This is a genomic window from Providencia sp. Je.9.19, assembly GCF_051129765.1.
In the GTDB taxonomy this organism is placed as follows: Bacteria; Pseudomonadota; Gammaproteobacteria; order Enterobacterales; family Enterobacteriaceae; genus Providencia.
Genome location: NZ_JBCPSS010000003.1, coordinates 17954 through 30060, shown reverse-complemented (window position 1 = coordinate 30060; position 12107 = coordinate 17954). Strand labels below are relative to the sequence as shown.

General features: G+C 41.3%; 20 protein-coding genes and 1 tRNA gene. 18 read left to right on the top strand and 3 right to left on the bottom strand.

The window, feature by feature from the left end:
- Positions 1–48: 48 nt before the first annotated feature.
- Positions 49–369 carry a heat shock protein HspQ gene (hspQ, locus tag AAZR93_RS12785; protein WP_294107288.1) on the bottom strand — a complete coding sequence of 107 codons (321 nt, stop codon included), beginning with the start codon at positions 367–369 and terminating at the stop codon, positions 49–51.
- A gap of 220 nt (positions 370–589) precedes the next feature.
- Here hspQ and AAZR93_RS12780 point away from each other — a divergent pair, with 220 nt between their 5' ends.
- Positions 590–868 carry an acylphosphatase gene (locus AAZR93_RS12780; protein ID WP_434720017.1) on the top strand — a complete coding sequence of 93 codons (279 nt, stop codon included), beginning with the start codon at positions 590–592 and terminating at the stop codon, positions 866–868.
- A gap of 6 nt (positions 869–874) precedes the next feature.
- On the opposite strand, the gene tusE is transcribed toward AAZR93_RS12780, so the two are convergent.
- Positions 875–1204, bottom strand: coding sequence for a sulfurtransferase TusE (gene tusE, locus AAZR93_RS12775; RefSeq protein WP_294107286.1), 330 nt, complete (start codon positions 1202–1204; stop codon positions 875–877).
- 182 nt (positions 1205–1386) lie between these two features.
- On the opposite strand from tusE, the gene AAZR93_RS12770 reads away from it, so the two are divergent.
- The 6 genes from AAZR93_RS12770 to AAZR93_RS12745 all read left to right on the top strand — a co-directional run bounded on the left by AAZR93_RS12770 (position 1387) and on the right by AAZR93_RS12745 (position 5368).
- Positions 1387–1474 (top strand) — tRNA-Ser (locus AAZR93_RS12770).
- A gap of 164 nt (positions 1475–1638) precedes the next feature.
- A complete protein-coding gene (locus AAZR93_RS12765; protein WP_434720016.1) occupies positions 1639–2850 on the top strand; it encodes a tyrosine-type recombinase/integrase in 1212 nt (403 codons plus the stop codon).
- A gap of 213 nt (positions 2851–3063) precedes the next feature.
- Positions 3064–3942 (top strand): DUF6387 family protein, encoded by an 879-nt coding sequence (locus tag AAZR93_RS12760; RefSeq protein ID WP_434720015.1) that lies wholly within the window; start codon positions 3064–3066, stop codon positions 3940–3942.
- A 203-nt stretch (positions 3943–4145) separates the two neighbouring features.
- The gene (locus tag AAZR93_RS12755) at positions 4146–4364 is read left to right on the top strand and encodes a helix-turn-helix transcriptional regulator (RefSeq protein WP_187128935.1); all 219 of its coding nucleotides are present in this window, start codon (positions 4146–4148) and stop codon (positions 4362–4364) included.
- Positions 4364–4759 (top strand): hypothetical protein, encoded by a 396-nt coding sequence (locus tag AAZR93_RS12750; RefSeq protein ID WP_434720014.1) that lies wholly within the window; start codon positions 4364–4366, stop codon positions 4757–4759. Before AAZR93_RS12755 ends, AAZR93_RS12750 begins: the two co-directional genes overlap by 1 nt.
- Before the next feature lie 12 nt (positions 4760–4771).
- The gene (locus tag AAZR93_RS12745) at positions 4772–5368 is read left to right on the top strand and encodes a BRO-N domain-containing protein (RefSeq protein WP_434720013.1); all 597 of its coding nucleotides are present in this window, start codon (positions 4772–4774) and stop codon (positions 5366–5368) included.
- Between the two features lie 631 nt (positions 5369–5999).
- On the opposite strand, the gene AAZR93_RS12740 is transcribed toward AAZR93_RS12745, so the two are convergent.
- Positions 6000–6191 carry a toxin-antitoxin system HicB family antitoxin gene (locus tag AAZR93_RS12740; protein WP_338565018.1) on the bottom strand — a complete coding sequence of 64 codons (192 nt, stop codon included), beginning with the start codon at positions 6189–6191 and terminating at the stop codon, positions 6000–6002.
- Here AAZR93_RS12740 and AAZR93_RS12735 point away from each other — a divergent pair.
- Genes AAZR93_RS12735 through AAZR93_RS12685 form a run of 11 tightly spaced genes read left to right on the top strand, consistent with a single transcriptional unit; the run spans position 6124 to position 11681 of the window.
- Positions 6124–6558, top strand: a complete 435-nt coding sequence (locus tag AAZR93_RS12735) for a host cell division inhibitor Icd-like protein (RefSeq protein WP_434720012.1) — start codon at positions 6124–6126, stop codon at positions 6556–6558. The two genes, AAZR93_RS12740 and AAZR93_RS12735, sit on opposite strands and share 68 nt — an antisense overlap.
- Complete coding sequence (locus AAZR93_RS12730) at positions 6551–6724, top strand: DUF4222 domain-containing protein (protein WP_004265088.1); 174 nt, start codon at positions 6551–6553, stop codon at positions 6722–6724. The genes AAZR93_RS12735 and AAZR93_RS12730 overlap by 8 nt, the downstream gene beginning before the upstream one ends.
- Before the next feature lie 2 nt (positions 6725–6726).
- Entirely contained in the window at positions 6727–6918 is a 192-nt protein-coding gene (locus AAZR93_RS12725) for a hypothetical protein (RefSeq protein ID WP_434720011.1), read from the top strand.
- Positions 6915–7094 carry a hypothetical protein gene (locus AAZR93_RS12720; protein WP_004265074.1) on the top strand — a complete coding sequence of 60 codons (180 nt, stop codon included), beginning with the start codon at positions 6915–6917 and terminating at the stop codon, positions 7092–7094. The genes AAZR93_RS12725 and AAZR93_RS12720 overlap by 4 nt, the downstream gene beginning before the upstream one ends.
- The gene (locus tag AAZR93_RS12715; protein ID WP_105880952.1) at positions 7091–7300 is read left to right on the top strand and encodes a hypothetical protein; all 210 of its coding nucleotides are present in this window, start codon (positions 7091–7093) and stop codon (positions 7298–7300) included. Before AAZR93_RS12720 ends, AAZR93_RS12715 begins: the two co-directional genes overlap by 4 nt.
- Positions 7297–7881 (top strand): ORF6N domain-containing protein, encoded by a 585-nt coding sequence (locus AAZR93_RS12710; RefSeq protein ID WP_181488334.1) that lies wholly within the window; start codon positions 7297–7299, stop codon positions 7879–7881. The genes AAZR93_RS12715 and AAZR93_RS12710 overlap by 4 nt, the downstream gene beginning before the upstream one ends.
- Positions 7878–8051 carry a hypothetical protein gene (locus AAZR93_RS12705; protein WP_004255426.1) on the top strand — a complete coding sequence of 58 codons (174 nt, stop codon included), beginning with the start codon at positions 7878–7880 and terminating at the stop codon, positions 8049–8051. Before AAZR93_RS12710 ends, AAZR93_RS12705 begins: the two co-directional genes overlap by 4 nt.
- Positions 8051–8245: a hypothetical protein gene (locus AAZR93_RS12700; RefSeq protein ID WP_267722131.1), complete on the top strand. Its 195-nt coding sequence runs from the start codon at positions 8051–8053 to the stop codon at positions 8243–8245. The genes AAZR93_RS12705 and AAZR93_RS12700 overlap by 1 nt, the downstream gene beginning before the upstream one ends.
- A complete protein-coding gene (locus AAZR93_RS12695) occupies positions 8245–8859 on the top strand; it encodes a hypothetical protein (protein WP_267722133.1) in 615 nt (204 codons plus the stop codon). Before AAZR93_RS12700 ends, AAZR93_RS12695 begins: the two co-directional genes overlap by 1 nt.
- A 58-nt stretch (positions 8860–8917) precedes the next feature.
- Entirely contained in the window at positions 8918–9292 is a 375-nt protein-coding gene (locus tag AAZR93_RS12690) for a hypothetical protein (RefSeq protein WP_434720010.1), read from the top strand.
- A complete protein-coding gene (locus tag AAZR93_RS12685; protein ID WP_434720009.1) occupies positions 9279–11681 on the top strand; it encodes a primase-like DNA-binding domain-containing protein in 2403 nt (800 codons plus the stop codon). The genes AAZR93_RS12690 and AAZR93_RS12685 overlap by 14 nt, the downstream gene beginning before the upstream one ends.
- Positions 11682–12107 lie beyond the last annotated feature (426 nt).

Genomic DNA, 12107 nt, shown 5'->3' with positions numbered 1-12107 from the left:
TACTATTTATCATTGACGAGTAATTTTAGATACCAACCCACAGGTTAGTTAGTTGCGTAAGCGCGGTGCTAATAATTGCGATCTTATTGATTCTGCTAGTTCATCCATCGACGGTTGTTCCGGATGGTCGCCAAAAGCTTCATAGGTAATTTGAGCTTCCGCTAAATAGGTATGAACAGCATCTCCGTTGTCATCTTCCATAACAACATGATACCAAGGTAGATCGCGCAACGTAGTGTTAGATGCGATATCATCATCATGTGGTTGTTCGAGCGAATATTCAGGGTCCACATCAACAACGACCCCAAGATAACCAAGAAGTTTGTGTCTTACTTGTTGCCCGATTCCATATTTACTGGTGATCATCATAGCGACCTCCTATAAGCCTTGCTTGTACTTTAAATCTATATATGGGCAGTATTTCGCGTTTTCAAGCTAATATATGGACAATTATCAATAACGCAATACACTGTCTTTATACGTTACGATGAAAAGCAGTGCCTCAGAAATTAGATTATCTGCTCAATTCAGAAAAGACAACTGCTAAAAGAAGGTATCGCTATATTATGCTCTAATACAGGAGACTATTATGACAGTATCAGGTCGCTATTTTTATATTTATGGTCGTGTTCAAGAGGTGGGTTTTCGTTATCAAACCTATCATTGGGCGAATCAAAATGGCATAAAAGGTTTTGTTTGTAATAGGGACGATGGAAGTGTCAAGTTAGCTATCTATGGAAATGAGCAGGATATAGACTTTGTGGATGAGTGGTTAAAAGCCGGGGGCCCGCCCGGTGCAAAAATAGACCATTTTTTTAGTGAAGATTGGCAAACAGAAGCAATAGCGGATTTTACTGTCCGCTATTAACGTTTATTAGATGCACTTAACTGGCTTAGGAAGACCTGCAAGTTTTGTGGCTTGTTTTGCCGGTCCTTTTGGAAATAGTCGATATAAATAGCGGCTATTTCCTTTTTCTTCACCAAATTTTTGTGAAACGGCTTTTACTAACATCCGAATCGCTGGAGAGGTATTAAACTCTAAATAAAAAGCGCGAACGAAGCGAATAATCTCTAAGTGTTCATTAGTGAGCTCGATATTTTCTTGCTCAGCCAGAAGCGGGATTAATTCTTCGCTCCATTGTTGGCTATCAAGTAGATAGCCTTGCGCATCTGTTTCAATTTCTTGATTGTTAAAAACCAACATACTTATTTCAATCCAAACAAAAGTAGAGCATAAATTTAGCAAAAATTGACTCATAACCCAAGGCGCAAGTGATAAATGTTGATAATTTCACCCATCAGTATGCTAAGTGTTTATTTTTAAGGCGAATGATTTAATTAGGGGTTTACATTGAATGCGAGGATGTTTATAGTGCTCGTCATTGCGGAGGGGTGGCCGAGCGGCTGAAGGCAGCGGTCTTGAAAACCGCCGATGGGAAACCATCCGAGAGTTCGAATCTCTCCTCCTCCGCCATATTCACTTCCAATCAAGTCTACTAAAGTCTTCCAATCCCAAGTAAATCAAGCATTCTAACTAAATCCCATTATTCCAACGTCTACTAACGTCTATTGAAAACTACCCCCTTTAGGTGGTACATATGGGGGTACATTTATACCCCATGATTTGAGTACCCCCAAATGAAGCTAACCGTTAAACAAATTGATTCCAGTAAGCCTAAAGAAAAAGACTACAAACTATCTGATGGCGGTGGACTGTATCTATTGGTTAAAACTAATGGCGGAAAGTATTGGCGGTTAAAATACCGAATCGATGGCAAAGAGAAACTTTTAGCTATTGGAATTTATCCAACCGTTACACTAGCTGATGCGAGAAGAAAGCGAGATGATGCAAAGAGATTGCTGGCGGATGGAATTGACCCAAACCAACAACGCAAAGAACAAAAGCAAGCCTCAAAGATTGACAGTGTAAACACTTTTAAAAATATCGCCCTTGAATGGTATGAGGGAAGAAAGGATCGCTGGTCTGTTGGTTATCGTTATGACATGATGGACGCATTCGAAAAAGACGTCTTTCCTTATATAGGTAATCGCCCGATTGCTGAAATCAAACCTATGGAATTACTCGAAGTACTTTCTATTATGGAAAAGCGCGGAGCAACCGAGAAGCTAAAGAAAGTGCGTCAACGTTGTGGCGAGGTATGGAAGTACGCCATTATTACTGGTAGGGCAGAGTATAACCCTGCGCCAGATTTAGCCAGTGCCTTTGTACCACATAAGCGTGAGCACTACGCCCATCTTTCAGTTAGTGAATTACCAGAGTTTCTTTCTTCTATAGATAAGTATATGGGGAGCCAGATTGTTAGAGTGGCGCTAAGGGTGCTTATTTTAACTGGAGTTCGACCAGGCGAATTGAGAAAGGCGGAATGGTCAGAAATTAACTTTGATACTGGGGTATGGGAAATACCAGCTGAAAAAATGAAGATGCGCCGCCCTCATATTGTGCCGCTATCAGAGCAGGTTATTGATTTGCTGAAACAGATACATCCCATCAGTGGCAGTTATCAATATATATTCCCTAGCCGTACTGATTATAGAAAGCATATATCAGATATGGCACTGAATACGATGATTAGACGTATGGGTTATAGTGGCAGAGCTACAGGCCACGGATTCAGGCACACAATGAGCACCATCCTACATGAACAAGGTTATAACACTGCATGGATTGAGACACAGCTAGCGCACGTTGATAAAAACTCTATTCGTGGAACGTATAACCATGCTCAATACATTGATGGGCGCAGAGAAATGCTTCAATGGTATGCTGATTACATGGGGGCATTAGAGAACGGGGATAATGTTGTCCACGGCAATTTTAAACGTGCTTAATCCACCAGCTACCAAATACAGAACCAGACAATAAAAAGTCTGGTTTTTTTGTGCCTAAAATAGCCATAACTGGACAAATAGACAGTAATTATAGACTGTAGTAGACTTATGTATACTATAAAGAATAAAGCTATGCCTAGGCTGATCCCCGAAAACTAGTACACCTCTACTAGCTGGTATAGCTCCTACAGAATGAGGGCGAGAGGTGGCGGCATGACAAAGGCAACAAAAAAAGATTTATCGTGGTTTAGCTTAGATAATTATGCATTCTTGGAAGATTTGACCCTTGAAAATCTGATTGAAGAACTGATATTACGTAATTTTTTATTTACCCTTATAGAGGACTATGAATCCAGTGATTACGATGAGTATGAGATAAAATTTGAAAGAATATTTAATGGTGATCCCAATATAACGATTTCCAATCAAGAGGAAAGGGAAGCTGATGAAGTAATTGAATATGTCAATAGTCAGATTCCATCGTTAAGAAACCTATACGGAGAATTGCCAAGTCTTCCCTCAAAAAATGGAGTAAGCCCAATCACATTCAGTGAGCTGACGATGTATTCTTATGCTGCTATTGAACAGGGCTTTTTTAAAATAGATGAAGAAGATACATATATAAAAAGTAATGCCATGCTTGCAAGCGTAACAGGCAATCTAGATTGTTTTAATAATTTGGTTTTAACATGGATTAATTTGGATGACGCTACAGATGATGAAATTATTACTAGTTTGACTCAACTACTTCCTTTATGGCGAGAAGAGTTATCACTTCCTGAGCAAGAGCATGTGTCACAAAAAAGAATTGGTATAAAGACATTGCATAAATTAATTTCTAATAGAGTTATTCCTATACTTGATCTCCTTTTATGGGAAAAAATGAACGGTAAAAACGTAACTAATCCAATGATTTCATTACTTGTTTTTAATGATGACCCAAAAGATACTCAAGCTATTAAAGAATCAATTAAACCATTTGCGCTTGAAGCTATGAGTGGTAAATACACTAGATTACTTGAGCTGTATATTAATAGAGACCCTGAAATAGGGAAATGTAAGATATCAGATCTAATGCGTAGAGATTCATAGCTGGCATTATTCTACGAAATTTATTCTGATAAAAATCTAGAGTTTTATGAATTTGTATTTTATCGGAAATAAAGCTTACTTAATTTAACGTGAAATTTTATTTTTATATCACGCTTATCATTATATTTTCTTTCAATAAAATCCCCTCTGTAATCAATGAACGTCTACTAAGGCGTATTACAAACTAGATAACAGGGGGCAATATGCCAACAGTAACAACCTTAAAAGAAAATCTCATTCGCTTACCTGAAGTAATGCGCCGTACGGGTTATGCTAAAGCATGGGTGTATGTGCTTATTGCAAGAAATGAATTCCCTAAACCAGTGAAAATAGGTTCTCGTTCTATTGCTTTCGTTGAATCGGAAGTGGATGAATGGGTGGCAAATAAGATTGCTGAATCACGCACTGGTGAGGTGGCATAATGGAAAAGAAAAACCACCCGCAACAGGTGGCCTCTCAGAATAACGTAGCGTCGTCTATTCTATCAAAGAACCCACCGAAAAAACACCGTGCCCGTTTATATATGTTAGGTACAGGTATTAATGGATTTACAGAGAATGAAATATTAATTCATTGTCGCTTATCGTCAGGTCGTAATTATCCAAATGAATTGGAACGTTTATTAAATATCGAACTAGAACGCATTGATGAGCCTAATCCTGATGGTATTGGCTCACACTACCGTTACCGCTTTAAGACGGCTCAGGATGCGCAGAAGGTTATCAATTTAATCAATGAACGCGCTGAGCAAGGTAATTACCAAACATTAGATAAAGCACTCGAGAGTAATATTTTAAGCCTGTACCAGACAAAATAACGGAATAAGAAAATGAAACTAAAAAATAACAGCTTAAGTGCTGGTGGATTCGCTCACCCTAAATTCAGCGACGAGACTATTTTAAATATTAATTCAGATGATATTTCCGTTATTCGATTTGAGGGTATAGAGGTACGGATAGTTAAAATTAATAATGATCCGTGGTTCGTTGCTAAAGATGTTTGTGACGCATTGGAAATATTAAACTCAAGTGATGCTTTAAAATCATTAGATTTGGACGAAAAAAATACTATAGCTTTAAACTATGGTATTCAGGGAAACCCTAACAGACAGGTTATAGCGGAGTCTGGATTCTATAAACTAATTGCCCGTAGCCGCAAGGCAACCACTAAAGGCACATTCGCACATCGTTTTACTAATTGGGTATTCCGTGACGTTATCCCATCTATCCGTAAAACTGGCGCGTATGGTGTGCCATTCTCAGCGTTAAATGACTTTACCAAGCGTCAGCAACAATACCAAATTACATCCTCACGACATGGGCGTGATTTGCAATCCTGCAAGCAAAAGAAAGCTGATTTACAGCGTGAAGAACGCGAACTATGGGAAAAGTACCAGCCTGATTTTCTTGATGGAGAAATCCACTAATGACGGCTATTAACTTACAAATGTTTGATACCCCTAATCGGGGGAATCAAAGTTCAAATATTAATCAATTATCCCCAGAGTTGGGGAATATTGCCTACCAAGAGAATGATTCCCTACTGGCAGGTAAGGGGGTAAGTTTAATTTACTCCCTTAATAATACTGTAGCTTTAAACTACGGTATTACTGGCAACCAATCAGACAAAATTTCGTCTGGTTACTTGGCTAATATTTTAGCTCAGCAACTGGCTAAAACTTTAGCCGATGTATCAGCGAAAATTTACGCCAATCAATCGCCCAAATTTACGGGAAATCAATCAGGGGAATATTTCCTAGGTCAATCAGCAAAACATTTTGCCAATCTAAAACGTGGAGAATTTACACCATTTGCTAAAGAGGCTAATTATCCTCATTGGCAAGGTTTAATTGGGGTCACTACGCGAGGCAGAATTGAGTTTTGTCAGTCCATAAAAAAGGGAAATATTGAGTTATTAGACACCATAAAAAAGGAACGAATTGAGTTTTTGGAGTCCATAAAAAAGGGCAGCCAATCGGCTACCCTTGGAAACGTCGATATTGAATACCGAGCAAGTGAGAATATTAATATTAGCTTACTTCTCTGGTATGGCAAATATCAGTTTTTAGGCTCAATGCCTAATCGCTCTAACTCTTTTCGCCCAAGAGTTTTAAGCCAGTTAGCTAAACTCATGTTTGATTCTTTTGCAGCAGCTTCAAATTGTTCTTTCAACTCTGGAGTTATGCGCATTCTAAATTGTGGCGACTGTCCGTCACCTTTGGGGCTTTTATCTCGTTTTACAGTTGACAAGTGGTCACCTATTGGATTAATCTTAATTTCTATAGGTGGTCACCTTAACACGGTAAAGCCCATAAAATCAACGCCCCCTAATAATGCTACCAACACTATTAGAGGGCTAATCACCAACGATAGACTATTTATCGAGGTAACTATGAGTAAGCATAACACACCCGTCACAGGGCGGACTAGTCTCACCCCTAACCAATCGTACAGATGGTTATTCCTAGCGTTAAACCGTAGCGATTACACCGCTAAACCTTGCCGTATTGCTGTTACAGCACCGAACGAGAACAGTGCAAGACTGATGCTTGTACGTGATTACATGCTGATATTCGCTGGTCGCTTACCTGCTATTGGAGGTAAACATCATGCGTAACCCCCAACCTAATGATTTCTACACTCACAAAAATAATGGCGAAACCGTCAAAGTTCTATCGGTTCAATTCAACCGTGTGACCTTTCAGCGAGACGGCTTTGATAGTCCTGTCATTGTTCCATTAAGCCAGTTCAGCAACGAATACACCTATGCGGGGAGGGCTTAATCATGGCAGATATCAATATTCATCAAGCGGCTGAAAAGGCTCAACAGTTAGAGCTGATTAGCCTGATGCTTCCTAATTATCCTCGCAACTTTACACCATCCGATATAGGCGCGATATCGTCGCTCATGGCGAAGTTATCTGGTGATGTAGCGGCATTTTTGATTGAAGCATCAGATCAGGAGGGGGAAGCATGAGTAAGCCAATTTCTTTAGATGTAGCCGCATACAAGGCACAGCAAGCCAATTCATTAATCACAACGATATTAGAACAGGCTCAAGGGAACTGCTCGAGTGAGTTAGTGGATCTCATTTCTATTGCTTGCGATTTAAGCGGTGAAATATGGCAATCACTGGCGGAGGCGACCAAATGAAAACAGTTAAATTAAAAGTTGGTCACTTATCTACCTTAGAAGAAGTCGAACATATTAACGAAGAACTCCAAGCGTTACTAATCCCACTGTTAACCGCTGTAGAGAATGAAGCTGATACCGATACGCATTTTCTTCTGAGAGCAGTTAACCGCCTTGTGTGTGCTCAGCAGAAAGAAATCACTAGGTTAGCGGAGGTGATGAAATGAGACAGGTCACTATCAATGCCACCAGCTTAAGCCCATTTATGTATCAAGGTAAGCGAGTTGTGACCTTTGCCATGATTGACGAGGTACACCAACGCCCGAAAGGTACAGCAAAGCGCACATTTAACACGCATAAAAAACACTTCATTGATGGGGTAGATTACTTTTTGCTCACTAAGTACGTAATACGTACCGAGTTGCCCGAACTAGAAATAGGCGGAAAAGCAAAAGAGCTAATGCTTATCACTGAATCAGGTTATTTGATGGTTGCCAAGCCATTTACTGATGATTTGTCGTGGCAGGTCCAACGCTCAATGGTTAACAGCTACTTTCGTTTGTCTGAGTTTCCCGAAATTAAACACATTCAAATACCCACGCTGGCGGAACTTGAAGCCATGCCAATTGGTGAGGCTCAGAACTTGATTAGCCGCTTAGAGGCTGACTCTTATCAAGGTCACGGTAGGCGCGGAAGTTATGCCATGAACCTACGTCGCAAGGAGAAGAAAGCACTTAAACCAATGGTAATGGCCATTGAACAAGCCTCACAGCTACACATTCAGGATATGGGGGATTATCGCTCATGAGAACGTTTCAAATCGCAGGATATGGCACAACACCGAAAGGCTTAACGCTAGGTATTAGCAAACGTGTGATATCAGCCACCCAGAAAGACGCACAATCGCAAGTGATGCGAGAAGCGCAACGTGACGGTTTAACCGATATCCGAATTAACTATGTGCGTGAGGTGAAGTGATGAATCAGGAACAGAAACGCGAAGTGGAAAGGTTACTAGAGCCGCACAAAGCAAAAGTATTAATGCTAATTACTTTACTTTCTACGTGGCTGGAAGCTGAAGAGTGTGGCGAAACCAGAAACATGATCTGGGCGGTGTTGATTGTTGTTTATTCGATTAGGGATGAAATGAACGAAACGGCAGGGAGCAAATAATGAGCTTATTTATCAAACGTAACGTTGCCAGTTTTGGCTATGGTGCCACAGGTGTATTGGTTGTTTATCGTGAGAATGGTCAGCTTAACAAGGTAATTAGCTACGACGATGCGCTTAAATCCCTTGATGCTGGTGATTTTGACACGGATTTGCTCATGGGGTTTGAGCTTGTATTGGCAATCTCAAAAGGTGAACGAGAACGCTTGTTTAACCCAACATTAGAGCAAACGTTGATTTTATGCCGTTGGGTAGTAGCAGCGTCATTTGTTCAAGAGTTAAGAGATAAACATGGCGTTATTGAACTCGACAATGAGCTAGGCGGCAAAGACATTGCCACGCTGTATTACAGCGATAACGGTTCGGGGATATCGGTTTATCCATCGGGCGAACGTGCGTTGTTAACTACGCATATGGAGGACTTTGTTTGTGAACAATACGGGCAGGAAATGGGGCGGCAGTTAGTTATCAGGGCTTACATGGACTTTATCAATATGCAGCCAGAAGTGGGAAATCGTCTCTCTGAAAAAGGGCGAAAGGGGCTAACCATCTTGCATGATGGCCTTATGAAAATCGCTCGTTCTAGTGAAGTTGGCACTATGCCAGTGTTTCACTGATAGGGGGGATCATGATTAACAATTTAAACCATTTACTGGCGAACAAAGGAGCATTTCAATGAGCAATATTATCCCATTCAAAACCAAAGCGAACTCCCTTGATGATGCGCTGAAAGCCTTTGCCTTTGCTGTATTTAAAAACCGCCCGAATGACTTTGAGGAATGTTACACCTATACGGAAACATGCCAAGGCCGTACTAACAAGCAACAAATTTCACCCATTGAGTACCTTTGTTTCTTAACTGAGGTTTGTTTTATTGAGCCGTTAATAGACCAGTTTGAAGAATACGAAACGGCCGCACTGGAGGCATTAACCAAAGCGGTAGATTGTGGGCGTCTTACTCTGGAGGGCGAGGCGTTATATCAATCGATTTTAAGTGTGTCGCATGAAATGGCTGAACCTGCAGGAGGCGAAGAGGATGAAACCAATTGATGTTATCCGTGATGTGAAGCTGAAAGCTAACGGACAATGGCAAAACATATTATCTAACCTTGGGGCAGAAGTGACTCTAAACACGCACACCGCTTGCCCTGCTTGTGGTGGTAAAGACCGTTTTAGATTTGATAACAAAGGCGATAACGGCACGTTTATTTGTAGCCAGTGCGGCTCGGGTGATGGGTTGGACTTAGTTCAGCGTGTTCTGGGCGGTAGCGTGACAGAAGCCGCTTATGAAGTGGCTGGCATAATTGGAATTGATACCCGTTCAGATAATCCACCAGCCTACCGTAGCCATGAGGTAAAAGCGCAACAGGACGCATTGAAAGCACAGCAAGCCCAGAACCAAGCTAACGAGCAGATAGAGAAGCATAAACGCTTTACAGCGCGATACAGCCGCACTATTGCCAACGCTAAACAGGGCAAATCTGAGTATCTCAAGGCGAAAGGATTTGATAGTACCACCGTGACCCTGTTAGCCGATGGATCGCTAATTATTCCATTGATGGACGCTGACGGCACAATCACAGCCGCACAGACCATTAAACCTAATGGCGAGAAACGGCTATTACTCGATAGTGCGAAGAATGGCAGCTATTACCCCATTAATGAGCCTGTAAACGTTTCTACGGTGATTATCGCTGAGGGATTGGCAACCGCCATGACGTGCCAGTTAATCCAACCAGAAGCGCACACCGTAGCGGCAATTGATGCGGGTAACTTAATTCATGTGGCTAAGGTGATGCGGACGAAGTACCCAGAGAGCCAGATTATCATTGCAGGGGATAACGATGTTAAACCCGACCAATCAAATACAGGAAAGCTGGCGGCAGAAAAGGCAGCTAAGGCAGTCAATGGTATTACGGTTTTACCGCCTACCGAGGATAAAGCGGATTGGGATGATTACCGCCTATCACACGGCATTGAGGCAGCAAGACAGGCATTTAATGAGGGGATTAACGCCATGCAGGAAGCAAACACAGTCATCATTAATACCACTAAGGCTAAAAAGAAAAAGCGCGGTATTGATACTGATACCGATATTGCCAAATTAGCCCCGAATCAATTGGCTATGTTGCTGATTGAGCGATACGGGCAATTAGCCGTTAACACAGAGTCATTGACGGTATACACCTATAGCGGGGTGATGTGGGAGCCAATTAAAGATAGTGAGCTTTCCCGCGAAATGGCTGACTTTTTTATTGAGAATGAAACCCACTTTAGTATGAGGCGGATCACTGGTGTCATTGATGTATTGAAAGTCATTGCTGAACCCATGGGCGAGTCTGACATTGATTTAATCGGTTTCACTAATGGCGTATTGAACACGAAAACCCATGAATTTAGACCTCACAACGCTAACGATTGGTTATTACATCAAAATGGGATCACCTATACCGAACCCGCAGCAGGTGAAAACCTGAAAGATAACGCGCCAAACTTTACCGCATGGTTATCTCATGTGTCGGGGGGAGATGAGGGAAAAGCAAGACGTATCAAGGCTGGATTGTATATGGTGTTTGCTAATCGTCATGACTGGCAATTGTTTATCGAAGCAACAGGCGTAGGCGGTAGTGGTAAAAGCGTATTCGCACATATCGCTGAGTTGTTAGCAGGGAAACACAACACATCAAGCGGTGATTTAAAGGCCTTGGACGACGCGAGAGGCAGAGCGCAATTTGTGGGTAAAAAACTGATTTTACTCCCTGACCAACCTAAATATGTTGGTGATGGCGCAGGGTTAAAGGCGATTACGGGCGGTGATCCAGTTGGCATTGACCCCAAATACGAAAAGCAATTTTCTATGGTGATGAAATCCGTTGTATTCATGACGGGCAATAGACCCATGCAATTTACTGAGCGTAGTAATGGCGTTGGGCGTCGACGGGTTATTTTTCATTTTAATGAAACGGTGAGCGAGGATAAAAAAGATAAGAACCTGCCAGAAAAGATACAGGCAGAAATTCCTGTCATTATCCGTGACTTGCTGCGTGAGTTTCCAAACCCTGATACAGCCAATAAATTACTGATTGAACAAAGAGGCTCTGGTGAGGCGGTTGATGTGAAACGTGAAACTGACTCATTAATTGATTTTTGCGCCTACCTTGTCGCACTCGAAAGGGTTGAAGGCATGTTTATGGGTAACGCGAATATCTCACCACCCGCACCGAGAAAGTACCTTTATCATGCTTATATGGCCTATATGCAAGGGAACGGCAACAGGAACCCATTAACACTCACAACCTTTGGGCGTTCTATCGACGGTGCGCTCAAAGAGTTAGGAAAAAAATACATTAAAGATCGCTTTACTCAGGGGGTCAGAACAAACCTCGAATTAAACGAATTGGAAGCCGAGGACTGGCTACCACGAGTACCGACAAAATAACGTAAAAGTAAAGTTTTAAGTAAAACTGTTCATAGTGTTCATAAGTGAAAAATAGGTATAAATATCAATAAGTAATTTATGAACACTTGAGATTTAAGTATTCATTAAGTGTTCATGAGTGTTCATTGTTGATATGTAGACTCTACATAAGTCTTCATAGGTGTTCATTGAAGTGTTCATACTTAATTAATTGTTATATATGGAAAATAACTTTTTATGAACACATGAACAGTTAGCTCATAAAACTTTTCACACCTTGCAACGAAAAATAATTAAGAGCATAAAAAATGACAAATCAATCGGAAATAGCGAAACAAAATTACATTACTTCACTGGCTGGCTTGAAAGCCGAAGGCCTCAGCAGCGAGGAGGCAATCGCCTTTTTGCTTATTCGAGAGCTGCGAAGTGTAGCCACTGAACTAGAAC